The sequence below is a fragment of the Lentzea sp. NBRC 102530 genome (assembly GCF_030269365.1).
Lineage (GTDB): Bacteria > Actinomycetota > Actinomycetes > Mycobacteriales > Pseudonocardiaceae > Lentzea.
In genome coordinates this window covers 61,854-75,846 of record NZ_BSTF01000029.1, presented here as the reverse complement: position 1 = coordinate 75,846, position 13,993 = coordinate 61,854, and the positions used below count along the sequence as shown (strand labels likewise).

The following is a 13,993-nucleotide window of genomic DNA, read 5'->3' as shown; positions in this document are numbered from 1 at the left end:
CCAGGTGGTCATCGATCTTGACGTAGAGTGCGGTCAGAAGGGTGTTCAGGTCGGTCCTCACAAACTGATCTTGAACACCCTTCGTCTGTTTCCAGACACCGCCCAGGCTTAGGACTTACTCATCTAGGAGCGGCGCGAGTGGTTCTTGCTCCCGCGAGTCGTCAGCTGGGCGGCCATCTCGCGGGCCAGGGTCGCCGCGCCCACGATGCCCGCGTCGTCCCCGAGCTGCGCGGTGCGGATGCGGGCCAGCGGACGGTGCCCCGCCCCGGTGACGACGGCGGCGTAGCGCTCGCGGGCGTCGTCGAGGAACAGCGGCGCCGACGTCGACACCCCTCCCCCGATGACGATCACCTCGGGGTCGTAGACGTCCGCGACGAGTGCGAGGCCCTCACCGAGCCAGCGGGCCAGGTCGGCCATCGCGCGCTTGGCCAGCGGGTCGCCGTCGCGGGCGGCTCCCGCCACCCGGCGGCCCGTCACGGCGCGCGAGTCGCCGGCGGCCTCGCGGGCCAGGACCGTGGAGACGCCGGGGTGTTTCGCCAGCAGTTCCACGGCCGTCGCGCTCAGGGCCGTGCCGCTGCAGTAGCGCTCCCAGCAGCCGTTCTTGCCGCACGGGCAGGGGCGGCCGTCCGGGACGACGCGCAGGTGGCCCAGTTCGGGGGCGACGCCGTGGGCACCGCGGAAGACCTCACCGTCCAGCAGCAGCGCGGCGCCGATGCCCGTGCCGATCGCGACCAGCACGGCGGTCTTGGCGCCCCGGGCCGCGCCGAAGCGGTGTTCGGCGAGGGCTGCGGCGTTCGCGTCGTGCTCGAGGACCACCGGCATGCCGAGGCGGTCGCTCATGCGGTCGGCGACGTCGGCCTGCCGCCACGCCAGGTGCGGCGCGAACCGGACCGTGCGGCGGTCCGAGGCGATGAAGCCCGCGACGGCGAGGCCGACGGCGTTCACGGCGTGGCGGTCGGCCACCTCCTCGACGGCGGCGACGATCGCGTCCTCCAGTGCGCGCTCGCCCGCGGGCGTGGGGGCGCGGGAGGTGTCCAGGACGGAGCCGCGCGGGTCCACGACCCCCGCGCGCACGCTGGTGCCCCCGATGTCCACTCCGACGGTGAGCACTAGTCGGACTTCCTGACGACCTTGATGTGCTGCACGCGCTGGCCGGGTTCGGGCGCGGGCTCCTCACCGGGGCCGGGTGACGCGGGCGGCGGGGTGCCGGGTTCCCGCAGGGCCGCCCGCAGCACCGCGACCAGGCCCGCCGCGTGTTCGGCGGCCTTCGCGGCCAGTTCGGAACGGTCGCCGCGCAGCAGCGCCACGCCGTTGCACAGCGGGCACCAGCCGCACGTCTCGGGCGTGTGCCCGCCTTCGCCCGCCTCCGCGACGCGCTGCAACCACGGCTGCATGCGCTCGGCGGCGGTGTCGACGAGCAGCCGCAGCTCCTCGGCGAGCTTGCCTGCGTTGTCCTGGGTCATCTTCAAGCTCCTGATCAGCGCCGCGGTCAACGCCAGAGGGAAGGGTCGGGACGGAACCCCACCGTCACGCCACCCGAGTCCATCTCCGCACCGGTGACGATGCAGCGCCTCAACAACGACGGCAGCGCCACGAGCCGACGCCTGCTGTCGACGGTCAACGCCAGGTCGTCGCCCACGCGCGCGAGGTCCAGCTCCGTGTCGTCGGCCAGCGGCAACGCGATCCGCAGCGAATACCGGGCGTCGAGGCCGCGTCCGCTGCCCGACACCTCCAGCATCGACGCCGAGTCCGCGTCCCCCGGCAAGGGGTCCGCGGAGCCGTAGAGCTGCTCGGCGACCTCCAGCAGGGCCGGCACGCCCACGGGCTCCGACGCGCGGTGGTCGACCGTGCGGATCTCGCCGATGCCGGTCAGTTCGGCCAGCACCGCGTCCTGCTCGTGCCGGCGGGTGCGCAGCCACGAGGCGGCGGGCCCGCGCGCGGCACCGGGCGAGGGCACCAGCCGGTTCGCGATCACGCTGTCGACCCGGATGCCCTGCAACGCGAGCGCCGTCAGCGTGCGGCGGGTCTCGGCGGCGACGACGCGTTCGGGCGTCAGCACCAGCCGCACCGAGCACGACGACGGGTCCGCGAGCATCGAGCGCAACGCGTCCAGCCGTTCCGCGAGGCGGCTCAGGGCGTCGGCCGTCGCGTCCCACTTCTCGACGGTCCCGGTGCCCGCGACGCCCGCCAGCAGCCCGCGCACCACGCGCCGGTGCGTCGGGAAGAGCCGTTCGAGGTAGCCCGCGAACGCCTCCGGCAGCGACAGCAGCCGCAACGTCTCCGCGGTCGGCCCGCAGTCAACGACCACGACCTCCCACGGCCCGGACGCGGCGAGGCGCCGCACCTCGGCGAGCGCCAGCAGTTCCTCGACACCCGGCAGCACGGTGAGCTCCTCGGCGTCGAGCTCGTCGACGCCGGCGCCCGCCAGCACGGTCCTCAGGTGTCCGCGCAGGTCTCCCCACGCCTCGTCGACGAGGCCGCGCGGGTCGATCTGGCACGCGTACAGGCCGGCGGTTCCGTCCACTTCGGACGGTTCGGCGCCGAGCCGCACGTCGAGGGCGTCGCCCAGCGAGTGCGCGGGATCGGTGGACACCACGAGCGCCTTGCGGCCGTTCGCCGCCAGCGAGGCGGCGGTGGCGGCCGACAAGGTCGTCTTGCCGACCCCGCCCTTGCCGGTGAAGAGCAGGACCCGGCTCAAGCCGCCTTCTCCGCGCGCTTCTTGAGCTCCTTGAGCGCGGTGTCGAGGATCAGCTTCTCGGCCTTGCGGCGGAACAGGCCGATCATCGGGATCACCAGCTGCACCGAGAGCGTGTAGGTGACCTTGGTGCCGGTGCCGGACGGCGCCAGCACGTAGCTGCCCTGCTGCGCCTTCTGCATGGTGCCCTTGACGAGCTCCCACTTCACCGACAGACCGTCGGCGGCCCAGTCGTACTTCAGGGTGTACTCGTCCTTCACGGGACCCTGGTCGATCGCGAACCGCACCTGCTCGGCACGGCCGTCGTCGCGGGAGTCGAGGACCTCGACTTCCTTCATCCCGTTCGCCCAGTCCGGGTACGACGGGAAGTCCGCGATGATCGCCATGATCTTCTCAGGCGGAGCGTCGATGACGATGGACTGAGTGGACTCGTCGGCCATGAACGTGGAGGTTACTCGCGTGCTCACCAGTTGAGGACGTGAGGCTTGCCGCTGCGCTGGAAATGTCCCACGTTGACGCACTCGGTGAACCCGACCCGCACGCGCCTGGCCAACGGCTGGTGCACGTGCCCGAACACCGACCAGCGCGGACGTTCGCGGACGATCTTGTCCAGCGCGGCCCGCGAACCCCACTCGGGACGGCGCGCGACGACGTCGTAGGTGAGCTCCGGCACGAGCGGCGGGATGTGCGTGCACAGCACGTCGACCTGGCCCATCCGGTCGAGCGCGGCGGCCATGTCCTCCTCCGTGCGCAGGTACGGGAACCACGGCGCGTCGGGGTTGCGCACGAGTCCGGGCACCATCAGCCCGCCGCCCGCGAAGCCGAACCTGAGCCCGCCGATCTCCGCGGCCTCGCCGTCGAGGACGTGCACGCCGACCCCGGCGAACTGGGGCCACAGGTGCGGACTGTCCACATTGCCCGGTGTCGCGTAGGTCGGCGCGGACATGGCCGCGAACAACGCCGTGTACTGCTCCAGCACCGCTTCTTCCACCACGGACCGGGCGTCGGCGAGACCGTCCCACAGGGAGCGGATGTAGCTCGCCGTGTCCGCGCGGCGCGTGCCGCGTCGCAACTCGGCGAAGATCCCGACCTTCTCGGCGCCGAAGACGCGGCCGAGGATTCCCCTGGAGTGGTCGTGGTAGTCGACGAAGTCGATCAGGTCGCCGAGCACGACCAGAGCGTCCGCGCCCTCACCGGCGCGCGCCAGTGCCTCCGCGTTGCCGTGCACATCCGAGACCACGTGAACCCGCACGCCTCCAACTTAGTTGACGCGCTTGGGGGTGTTCAGCGGGACGCACGTCCAGCAAGATCACACGGATGGAGGGCATCCGGCCGGACGACCGTCCTCCAGCGTCAGCTTGAGCCCCAGTGAGACCGACTTGGCGTCGAGCTGACGGCGTTGCACCTCGCGGCGGGCGTCGCGGGGCGTGAGCGCTCCGGAGGGCGGGTCAGCGCGGAGGAAGTAGTGCAGCACAGTGCCGTCGAGCACCGGTTCGAGCCAGACCTCCATGGTGCCGACGAGCGCGCCGCCGACCGTCCAGCGCAGCCCCTCCTCGCCCCGGTCGGCGTAGACGTCGAGCACCAGGTCGGGCCAGAACCGACGCCACGACGAGGGCGTCGAGAAGGCGGCGGCGACCACGCTGGGTGGTACCGCGAGGAAGGTCTCGTCGACGACGTCCACGCTGGCCATGAGGACAAAAGGTAACGGAAGGGCGTACCAACCTTTGTATCGCCGGAATCACACGCTAAGTTTCCCCACCAGTAACAAAACACCGTATGGAGGTTGACGTGCGCGAGTTCAGCGTCCCCGCCAGCTCCGCTGTGGCTCCGGAGGAAAACCTCACCGACATGGTGTGGGCCAACGCGGAGCGCTTCGGCAACGCCGTCAGCTTCCGCAGGCAGGTCGACGGCACCTGGGTCGACATCACCGCGCGTGACTTCGCCGCGCAGGTCATGGCCGTCGCGAAGGGTCTGGTGGCCGCCGGTCTGGAGCTCGGCGACCGGGTCGGGCTGGTGTCCAAGACGCGCTACGAGTGGTCGTTGCTCGACTTCGCCATCTGGGCGGCGGGCGGCGTCGTGGTACCGATCTACGAGACGTCGTCGGCGGACCAGATCGAGTGGATCCTGTCCGACTCCGGCGCCAGGGCGGTGTTCGTCGAGGCGTCGTCGCACCGCACGATGGTCGACGACGTCGTCGGCAAGCTGCCCGAGCTGCGCCACGTGTGGCAGATCGAGGGAACGGCCGCCGCGGTCGACGAACTGACGGCGCTGGGTGCCGAGATCACCGACGAGCAGGTGCACGAGCGCCGCGGCGAGGTGAAGGCGGACGCCACGGCGACGCTGGTCTACACGTCCGGCACGACCGGCCGTCCCAAGGGCTGCACGCTGACGCACCGCAACCTGCTGTCCGAGGTGCGGTCGGCGCTGTCGCGGTTCCCGGAGATCCTCACGGCCGGCAACTCGCTGCTGCTGTTCCTGCCGCTCGCGCACATCCTCGCGCGTGCCCTGTACCTCGCGTGCGTGTACTCGCGGGCGACGCTGGGCCACACCGCGGACGTGAAGAACCTCGTCGAGGACCTCGGCCAGTTCCGCCCGACGTTCGTCGTCGCGGTGCCGCGCGTGTTCGAGAAGGTCTACAACGGCGCGAAGCAGAAGGCGCACGCCGGCGGCAAGGGCAAGATCTTCGACGCGGCCGAGGCCACGTCCGTCGAGTACAGCCAGGCGCTCGACAACGGCGGTCCCGGCTTCGGTCTGCGGATCAAGCACGCCGTGTTCGACAAGCTGGTGTTCTCGAAGCTGCGCGGTGCCCTCGGCGGGCGGGCGATCGCGGCCGTCTCCGGTGGTGCGCCGCTGGGTGACCGGCTGTCGCACTTCTTCCGCGGCGCGGGCATCCCGGTCTACGAGGGCTACGGCCTGACGGAGACGTCGGCGGCGGCCTGCGTGACGTTCCGCGGCCAGGAGAAGGTCGGCACGGTCGGCCTGCCGGTGCCCGGCACGTCGGTGCGGATCGCCGAGGACGGCGAGATCCTGATCAAGGGCGACATCGTCTTCACCGGCTACTGGAACAACGAGGAAGCCACCAAGGAGGCCCTCGAGGACGGCTGGTTCCACACCGGGGACATCGGCGAACTCGACGGCGAAGGCTTCCTGAAGATCACGGGCCGCAAGAAGGAGATCATCGTCACCGCCGGTGGCAAGAACGTCTCCCCGGCGCAGCTCGAGGACCGGATCCGGGCGCACCCGCTGATCTCGCAGTGCATGGTCGTCGGCGACAAGCAGCCGTTCATCGGCGCGCTGATCACGATCGACCCGGAGTTCTTCCCGTCGTGGAAGGAGTCGCGCGGCAAGCCCGCGTCGGCCGAGGTGCCCGACCTGATCGAGGACGCGGACCTGCTGGCCGAGATCCAGGCCGTCGTGGACGAGGCGAACAAGTCGGTGTCGAAGGCCGAGGCCATCCGGAAGTTCCGGGTGCTGCCGGTCGACTTCACCGAGGCGGGTGGCGAGATGACGCCGTCGCTGAAGCTGAAGAGGTCGGTCGTCGCGACCACCTACTCGGCCGACATCGACGCGATCTACGCCAAGTAACCGCAGGTCGGAATGCGCGAAAGGCCCAGGAGCTCCAGCGAGCTCCTGGGCCTTTCGACCCCCAGCGATCGTGATCCGCGGAGACCTCCGCAGAACCCGAGAAGTGTGTTGCCCCGGCCCCCCGACCGGGACGAGATGAAGATTGCCGTACGGCGCTGACGTATCGCTGACGCGCCGATGTCACCCGGCGACAGCGCGCCAATAGGCTGTGCGGCAGATGGGGATCATCTGGCTGCGGATCGTTCGGCCGGGGGTCATCTGGCTCGCACGAGGGGTAGGCGATGGCTTCGGGTCCGCAGTTCCGGCTGCTCGGCCCGATGGAAGTACGCCTGGACGGCTCCGCCGTCGTGCTGCGGGCGGGCAAGCACAGGGCGTTGCTGGCGGCGTTGCTGCTGCGGCCGAACCGCGTCGTTCCCGTGACGGAACTCGTCGAGCACGTGTGGGGGGACACACCACCCGCGCGCACGCGAGGCACGTTGCAGACGTACGTCATGCGGTTGCGCGCGGCGTTGGGTGACCCGTCGTTGATCCAGACGGCCGCGGACGGCTACCGGATGAGCGTGGACCCGTTGACCGTGGACGCGCACCGGTTCGCCGACGCGGCGGCGCGCGGGCGGGTGGCGGCCGCCGCCGACGACCTGGACGCGGCGCGCAAGGCGTTCGCCGAGGCGTTGGAGCTGTGGCGCGGGCCGGTGCTGTCGGACGTGCCGTCGGAGACGTTGTACCGCGAGCACGCGCCACGGCTGACCGAGTTGCTGATGACCGTGCACGAGCGGCGGATCGACGTGGAGCTCGCGCTCGGCAACCACGCGGACCTGGTGCCGGAGCTGTTCGGGCTGACGCGGGACCACCCGTTGCGGGAGAGGTTCTGGGCGCAGTTGATGCTCGCGTTGTACCGCTCCAGCAGGCAGGCGGAGGCGCTGGAGGCGTTCCGGCAACTCGACCGGACCCTCGACGACCAGCTGGGCATCGACCCGTCGGCCGAGCTGCGGTCGTTGCACCAGGCGATCCTGGTGGGGGCGCCGGAACTCGCCGCGCCCGTCGTGGCCGCGGTGGCGGTGCGGGAACCGGCGGCGCCGATGCGGCTGCCGGACGACATCGCGGACTTCACCGGACGGTCGGCGCACGTCGAACGCGTCTGCGGGCTGGTGACGGGGTCGGTGCCGATCGTGACGCTGGCGGGGCCGCCGGGGGTGGGCAAGACGACGCTGGCCGTGCGCGTGGCGCACCTGCTGCGGGACCGGTTCCCGGACGGGCAGCTCTACGTCGACCTGCGCGGGTACGCGCTGGGGGCGCCGGCGGACGGGGTCGACGTGCTGTCGCGGTTCCTGCGGGCGCTGGGCGTGCCGCCGGACGAGATCCCGCCCGACCTCGACGAGCAGAGCACGATGCTGCGGTCGTTGCTGTCGGGTCGGCGGATGCTGCTGGTGCTGGACAACGCCTCGGCACCGGACCAGGTGCGGCCGTTGCTGCCGGGGACCGCGTCGTGCCGGGTCATCGTGACGTCGCGGGACGACCTGCGCGGCCTGATCGCCCTCAACGGCGCGCGGACCGTGCCGGTGGAAGTCTTCTCGCCTTCGGAGTCTGCTTCGCTGCTGACGACGTTGCTCGGCCCGGGCTCGCACGCCGAACTGGCCGAACGCTGCGGGCACCTGCCGCTCGCGTTGCGGGTGGCGGCGGCGTACCTGGCGGGCCGCGACGACGTGACGATCTCCGGCTCCCCGATCGAACTCGCCTACGCCGCCCTGCCGCCGGCCCCGCAACGCCTGTTCCGGCTGTTGTCGCTGGTGCCGGGACCGGACTTCACCGCGGAGGCGGCGTCCGCGCTGGCCGACGTCGACGCCGAGGGCCTGCTGACCGTCCTCGAGATCGCCAGCCTGGTCGTGTCCGCCGGCCCCGGCCGCTACCGCCTGCACGACGAACTCGTCCGCTACGCCGCCGCGCTGCGCGAGGAGTCCGACAGCCCGTCCGAGCAGCAGGCCGCCTGGACCTCCCTGCTGAACCACTACCAGCGCGGCGTCGAACGCTGCGCCGAACTCCTCTACCCCGGCATCGTGCGGCTGGCGTCCGCCGCCACCGGACCGGCCCCCCGCATCCCTGGCTCCGCCGACGCCCTCGCGTGGCTCGACGCGGAACGTCCGAACCTGATCGCCGCCATCCGCCACGCCGCCGAGCACGGCCCGGCCGTCATGGCCTGGCAACTGGCCGACGCCCTGCGCGGCTACCTGTGGATCGGCCAGCACGTCGGCGAGTGGCTCGCGACGGCCCACCACGGCCTGCAGGCCGCCGAAGCGTCCGCGCACCGCCCGGCCGAGGCCGCGATGCACGCCAACCTGGGCACTCTCTACCTGCGCCTCGGCGAGTACGCCCGCTCGGTCGACCACCACGACCGCGCCGTGGCCCTGTACCGCGAACTGGGCGACGAGGACGCCGAAGCGGGCGTGCTGAACAACCTCAGCCTCGTGCACCGCCGCTCCGGCAACCTGACCGCCGCCCGCGACGTCCTGCTGCGCTGCACGGAGATGCTGCGGTCGTCCTCGGCCGACACCGTCAGCACCAGCCTCTACAACCTGGGCCAGCTCTCCGTGGAACTGGGCGAGATCGACGGCGCCGTGGACCACTTCTCCCAGGCCCTCTCCCTCGTCCCGAACGCCGACAGCCACACCTACCTGGGCATGGCCCTGCGCCTGCAGGGACGCCTCGACGAGGCCCGCGCCCACCTCGACCGGGCCCTGGAGATCGGCAACGTCCCCGCCGGCGAGGCCGAGACCCTGGAGAACCTCGCCGCCGTCGAACTCGCCGCCGGCAACACCGACGCGGCCACGTCGCTGGCGACCCGTGCCCTGCGCCTGGTGGCCGACGGCGGCGACCAGCAGGTGGCGACCTCCACCCGCATCACCCTGGGCGAGATCCACCGCGCCGCGTCCGACCTCGACACCGCGGCCGACGACTTCCAGCAGGCCCTCACGACGGCCCGGCGCATCGGCTACGCCTCCGGTGAGGTGCGCGCACTCATCGGACTGGCGTTGGTGCTGCGGGACCGCGGCCGCGACGCCGACTCCCGTGCCGCTGCCGGCGAGGCCGTGCGGCGCGGCGTCGAACTGGGGCTGCGCGCCTTGGAACTCCGGGCCCGCGAACTCGCCTGACCTGCACCGATATCCGATATATCACTGTTCGTGCGGATGACAACGTTGTCATCGCAGCTTGCGACTCGCAACCGTCAAGCTCGACGATGTTGACGACGTCAATGTCGTCAACATCAGCGTCAACCTCGTCAATGTCGTCATCAATGTCGTCAACGTCGTCAATGTCGAGGCGACGTCAATGCCGACGTCAACGGATGCTGGACGTCACGTTCAGCCGATGAGGGTTTCGAGGCGGTGCGCGAGCTGGTCCCAGCGCCAGTGGTCGCTGACCCACTCCCGCCCGGCGCGCCCCATCTTGGCCGCGGTCCCGGGGTCGGCGAGCAACGAGGCGATCCGGTCGGCGACGTTCTCGACGGAGCGGCCGTCGACGACGTTGCCGGTGATGCCGTCGCGCACCGTCTCCGGGGCGCCGCCCGATCGTCCGGCCACGACGGGCAGGCCCGTCGCGGACGCCTCCAGGTAGACGATGCCGAGGCCTTCGACGTCGAGGCCGCGGCCTCGGGTGCGGCACGGCATCGCGAAGACGTCGCCGGCGTTGTAGTGCGCGGGCAGTTCCTCCCACGGCACGGAACCGGTGAGCACGATGTCGCGTGAGCCGGCGGCGAGCTTCTCGAGCGTTGACCGGTAGGGGCCGCCGCCGACGATCAGCAGTGCCGCGTCCGGCACCGACCGCTGGATCAACGGCAGCGCGCGGATCAGCACGTCCTGGCCCTTGCGCGGCACCAGGCGGGACACGCACACGATCACCGGCCGGTCGCCCAGGCCGTAGCGGCGGCGCATCTCGGCGCGTGCGGCCGGGTCCGGCCGGTACTGCTCGGTGTCCACACCGGACGGCAGGTGCTCCAGGGCCGCCATCGGGCCGAACGCGGCGGCGAAGCGCGAGCGGGTGTAGCGGCTGACGTAGGTCACGACGTCCACACCGGACCCGATCGCGCGCAACGCCTGTCGCGCCACCGGCAGCATCGACCAGCCGACCTCGTGGCCGTGGGTGCACGCCACCGCGCGGCTCAGGCCGAGTGACGGTGCCAGCAGCGCGAGCGGGGCGGCCGCGCCGAACCAGGCCGCCTCGCACGACTCGGCGCGGGCGATGTCGCGGGCGCGGGACAGGACGTCCGGCGTCGGCAGCATCAGCGACGTGGGGTGCCGCACCACCGGGAACGGCTGCTCGGCGTCGAACTCAGGCGCGCCCTTCCACTTCGGCGCGTAGACGACGAGCGAGTCCGCGGGCAGGCGTGTCGCCAGAGCGTGCAGGTAGGACTGGATGCCACCGGGACGGGGCGGGAAGTCGTTGGTCACCAGCAAGGTTCGGCGCACGGACCAACGCTATCCGATGCTCCCGCGCAGGAACTCACGCCAGCCCGCGACGTCGACGACGGCCGGGTCCACAGCGGACAGCGACGCGGTGCGCAGGAAGAAGTCGACGACGCCGCGTTCCCCCAGCCCCGACTCCAGGTAGACCATGATCGAGTACGCCTGCTGGTAGGCGAGGTCGCGGCCGGAGCCGCCGAAGTCGGACGGCAGCGCCGACACGTCGGACGTGAGCAGCGGCGCGGCCTGCCGCAGCGACAGGCCCAGGCCGTGGAACGCCACCCAGTCCGCGAACCCCTCCACCAGCCAGAGCGGCGCTGAGTCCGAGGTCAGGTCGCGGGTCGCGACGTGCGTGATCTCGTGCCGCAGCAACACGCGCAGTTCGAGGTCCGTCAACGCCGCCGCCCGCACCCGGTTGAGCACGACACGCTGCCCGGAGCCGTCCCGGATCGCGATCCCCGCCATGTCCGCGAACGCCGGTCCGACGAGCGCGACGAGTTCGTCGTCCGTGGCGGGAACGACGACGTCGACCCGCCGCGCCCAACCGATATCCAATACATCGGCGACTTCACGCACCGAGGAGTCCAGCAACGACGACACCCGCGTCGCCAGCTCCCCGTCACAGGAACTGCTGGTGACGGTGCCCGACGAAGTCGTCAGCACGGCCTCGCGGCACCGGTCGGCGGCGACCGGCCGCACCTCGGCGGGCCGCAGTGCGACGCTGAGGCCCAGCAGGAACGTCATGGCGACGGTGACCGCCATCAACGTCCGCAGGTGCTTCACCGGCGCAACGCTAGCCCTCGATGCGCCGGATCACCGCGATGGGCCCGATGGCGTCGATCGGCGCGATCTTCACCGGCTGTCCCTCGGTCGAGGCGTGCACGGCGCGTTCGCCGTCGACGGCCATGGCGACGTGGGAGCGGCTCGGGTAGTAGACGATCAGGTCGCCCGCGCGGACCTCGCCGCGCGACACGGCACGTCCGACCCCGGCCTGACCACCCGAGGTGCGCGGAATCGTGAACCCGGCGGCGGCGTAGGCCTTCATCGTCAGCCCGGAGCAGTCCCAGCCCTCCGGCCCGACGCCGCCGTACTGGTACGAGTCGCCGCGCTGTCCCAACGCGAACGCCAGCGCCTGCCCCGCCACCCCGGAGGGCACGCTGACCTGCGCACGGTCACCGGGATCGCGCAACTGGTTCACGACGGGGGCCGGCAGTCGCGTCAGCGCCGAGCGCACCTCGTTGATCTGCGTCTGCAACGCCGCGTTGCGCGCGTCCAGATCGCTCTTCAGCTTCTCGGCCGCCGCGGTCGTCTCCGCGGCCCGCGCGCGGGCGTCCTCCGCCACCTGGTGCGCCTGCCGGGCCTGCTCGACCGCGCCGGACAGCCGCGCGAGCGACTCCGCCTTGTCCGCGGCCAGCACGCGCATCATCTCGAGGCGGTTCAGGAAGTCCTGCTGCGAGTCCGCGACGAGCAACGCCGACAGCTGGTTGAACCGCGCGCCCTCGAACGACGCCTGGGCGATGAGGTCCACCTGCCCCTGGAAGTCGTCCTTGTCGCGCTTGGCCTGCCGCTCGACCTGTTGCGCCGCCGCCACCGTCGCGGTCGCACGGTCGAGTTCGGCCTTGCGCCGCACGAGATCTTCCTGCGCCAGCAGGACTTCCTCGTTGAGCTTGGTCGCCTGCGCTGTCAGTTCCGCGTACGCGCGCGCGGGATCAGCCGGTTGCGCCGCTGAAGACACAGCCGGGGTCACCGGAACCAACAACACGAGAACCACGAGAACGCGGGTGAAGTTGCGCGACATGAGGTCGCCGATCCCCTTCGCCAGAACCAGACCGCCAAGATCGACGGCGTCAGGCTACCGGGTGATCAAACGCGCCCGAGACGGGCCAGCAGCACAGCGGACGGCACCGGGTGCGCACCCCGCCGGCGCACCGAATCCGCGACCGCGCGATCCGACGTCACCACCACCACGGGACGCCCCTCGGGCTCTGCGGTGACCAGGGCGCGGATCACGTCATCGGCCAGCACACCGGGGTCGCTGAAGAGCACGCGCACGCCCCGGGGGGCCGCCGCGGGCACGGCGACCACACCGGCGCCGTCGAACACCAGCGTCACCTCGGCCCCCGTGCGCGCCGCCAGCACCGCGAGCTGGTGCACGAGCCGGTCACGCTGGTCCGACAGCGACAGCTCCGGATAGCCGGTCTTCGTGACGTTGTAGCCGTCCACCACGAGGTGCACCGCGGGCAACGCCAGCAGCCGGTCGAGCGCCGCCGGGTCCTCCACGCGTCCCACGACCCCCTGCGACGCGCTGGCGCCCCGCACGAGGTCGGCAGGACGCGGCCCGCTGCCGCCCAGGGCGAGCTCGCGGCGCAGGCCCGTGACGGCACCGTCGAGCGTGTCCACGAGCAACGCGAGCCGCACCTCGTCGGCCTGCCGGGCCTCGCGCGCGGACTGCCGCGCCACCTCGGCGTCGGCGATCGCGCGTTGGGCCTTGCCGCGCTCGGTCTCCGCGCGCTCACGTTCGCGGTCGCGTTCGGCGGACACGCGCTTGACCTCGTCCGCGGTGCGCGCCTGGATCTTCTCGACCTCGGCGGCCGCGGCCTCGGCGGCGTCCTTGGCCTCGCGCAGCTTCACGCCCTGCTCGCGCAACCGCTTGCGCAGGCGTTCCAGCTCGACCTCGGCGTCCGCCCGGACGCGTTCGGCGGCGCCGTCGAGCTGGGAACGCTCGGCCCGCAGCCGTTCCAGCTCTCCTTCGAGCCGTTCCGCGCGCGCTACGGCCGCGTCCCGCTCGGCGCGCAACGTCGCGTCGCCCACCCGCCGCGACACCAGCTCCACGTAGTGCGGCGCGACGTCGTCACCGGTCAGCACCGCCGCCGCGGCCGCCGTCACCGGGTCCGGCGACGTCACCTCGAGCGTCGACGGCCTGTTCTTGCGCAGCCACTCGACCACGGCGGTGCGGAAGTTCGCCGAGTCCCGCAGCCCCGCCACCACCTGCGACCCGCCCAGCCGCGCGCGTTTGGTCGGCGCGAACTTCGCCACCGGGCGCAGGTGCTGGGGCACGTCGACCTTCGCCATCTCGCCCAACGCGTCCGCGCCCAGTTCCGCGAGTCTCACCCGCAGCGGTTCGGGCAGCGCCGACCAGTCCACAGTGGATTCTTCAGGCGACTCTCCCACGGCGGACTCACCCGCCTCCTCAACAGGCAGGTCGATCTCCGGGTCGGGCATCGGGTCGGGCACCCCCACAGGCTAGAGCCCTCGCGCT

Annotated in this window: 12 protein-coding genes; 2 read left to right on the top strand and 10 right to left on the bottom strand. The window is 71.8% G+C overall.

Annotated elements, in window-relative coordinates; all coding sequences use genetic code 11:
- Positions 1–123: 123 nt before the first annotated feature.
- From QSK25_RS43135 to QSK25_RS43110, 6 genes are read right to left on the bottom strand one after another with little or no spacing between them, the layout of a single operon-like run.
- Positions 124–1,095, bottom strand: a complete 972-nt coding sequence (locus tag QSK25_RS43135; protein ID WP_502881955.1) for an ROK family glucokinase — start codon at positions 1,093–1,095, stop codon at positions 124–126.
- A gap of 14 nt (positions 1,096–1,109) precedes the next feature.
- A complete protein-coding gene (locus QSK25_RS43130) occupies positions 1,110–1,463 on the bottom strand; it encodes a hypothetical protein (protein ID WP_285647268.1) in 354 nt (117 codons plus the stop codon).
- Between the two features lie 26 nt (positions 1,464–1,489).
- Positions 1,490–2,698 (bottom strand): ArsA family ATPase, encoded by a 1,209-nt coding sequence (locus QSK25_RS43125; RefSeq protein WP_285647266.1) that lies wholly within the window; start codon positions 2,696–2,698, stop codon positions 1,490–1,492.
- Positions 2,695–3,135 (bottom strand): SRPBCC family protein, encoded by a 441-nt coding sequence (locus QSK25_RS43120; protein ID WP_285647274.1) that lies wholly within the window; start codon positions 3,133–3,135, stop codon positions 2,695–2,697. The genes QSK25_RS43125 and QSK25_RS43120 overlap by 4 nt, the downstream gene beginning before the upstream one ends.
- A 23-nt stretch (positions 3,136–3,158) precedes the next feature.
- Positions 3,159–3,947: a metallophosphoesterase family protein gene (locus tag QSK25_RS43115; protein WP_285647265.1), complete on the bottom strand. Its 789-nt coding sequence runs from the start codon at positions 3,945–3,947 to the stop codon at positions 3,159–3,161.
- Positions 3,948–4,004: 57 nt separating this feature from the next.
- Positions 4,005–4,385: a polyketide cyclase / dehydrase and lipid transport gene (locus tag QSK25_RS43110; RefSeq protein WP_285647263.1), complete on the bottom strand. Its 381-nt coding sequence runs from the start codon at positions 4,383–4,385 to the stop codon at positions 4,005–4,007.
- Between the two features lie 98 nt (positions 4,386–4,483).
- On the opposite strand from QSK25_RS43110, the gene QSK25_RS43105 reads away from it, so the two are divergent.
- Positions 4,484–6,280: an AMP-dependent synthetase/ligase gene (locus tag QSK25_RS43105; RefSeq protein WP_285647262.1), complete on the top strand. Its 1,797-nt coding sequence runs from the start codon at positions 4,484–4,486 to the stop codon at positions 6,278–6,280.
- 281 nt (positions 6,281–6,561) lie between these two features.
- Positions 6,562–9,426, top strand: a complete 2,865-nt coding sequence (locus QSK25_RS43100) for an AfsR/SARP family transcriptional regulator (protein WP_285647261.1) — start codon at positions 6,562–6,564, stop codon at positions 9,424–9,426.
- A 210-nt stretch (positions 9,427–9,636) separates the two neighbouring features.
- Here the strand turns inward: QSK25_RS43100 and QSK25_RS43095 are convergent, their stop codons facing one another.
- The 4 genes from QSK25_RS43095 to QSK25_RS43080 all read right to left on the bottom strand — a co-directional run bounded on the left by QSK25_RS43095 (position 9,637) and on the right by QSK25_RS43080 (position 13,956).
- Positions 9,637–10,740: a glycosyltransferase family 4 protein gene (locus tag QSK25_RS43095; RefSeq protein ID WP_285647260.1), complete on the bottom strand. Its 1,104-nt coding sequence runs from the start codon at positions 10,738–10,740 to the stop codon at positions 9,637–9,639.
- Between the two features lie 9 nt (positions 10,741–10,749).
- Complete coding sequence (locus QSK25_RS43090; RefSeq protein ID WP_285647258.1) at positions 10,750–11,517, bottom strand: hypothetical protein; 768 nt, start codon at positions 11,515–11,517, stop codon at positions 10,750–10,752.
- A 10-nt stretch (positions 11,518–11,527) separates the two neighbouring features.
- On the bottom strand, positions 11,528–12,532 hold the full coding sequence (locus tag QSK25_RS43085; protein WP_285647256.1) for a C40 family peptidase: 1,005 nt from the start codon (positions 12,530–12,532) through the stop codon (positions 11,528–11,530).
- Positions 12,533–12,597: 65 nt separating this feature from the next.
- Entirely contained in the window at positions 12,598–13,956 is a 1,359-nt protein-coding gene (locus QSK25_RS43080) for an NYN domain-containing protein (RefSeq protein WP_285647272.1), read from the bottom strand.
- Between the last annotated feature and the right edge of the window lie 37 nt (positions 13,957–13,993).

Bases quoted from the DNA above. Each gene is read 5' to 3' on its own strand.
- QSK25_RS43130 (WP_285647268.1), bottom strand. From the start codon at position 1,463: ATGACCCAGGACAACGCAGGCAAGCTCGCCGAGGAGCTGCGGCTGCTC.
- QSK25_RS43120 (WP_285647274.1), bottom strand. From the start codon at position 3,135: ATGGCCGACGAGTCCACTCAGTCCATCGTCATCGACGCTCCGCCTGAG.
- QSK25_RS43110 (WP_285647263.1), bottom strand. From the start codon at position 4,385: ATGGCCAGCGTGGACGTCGTCGACGAGACCTTCCTCGCGGTACCACCC.
- QSK25_RS43100 (WP_285647261.1), top strand. From the start codon at position 6,562: ATGGCTTCGGGTCCGCAGTTCCGGCTGCTCGGCCCGATGGAAGTACGC.
- QSK25_RS43085 (WP_285647256.1), bottom strand. From the start codon at position 12,532: ATGTCGCGCAACTTCACCCGCGTTCTCGTGGTTCTCGTGTTGTTGGTT.
- QSK25_RS43080 (WP_285647272.1), bottom strand. From the start codon at position 13,956: ATGCCCGACCCGGAGATCGACCTGCCTGTTGAGGAGGCGGGTGAGTCC.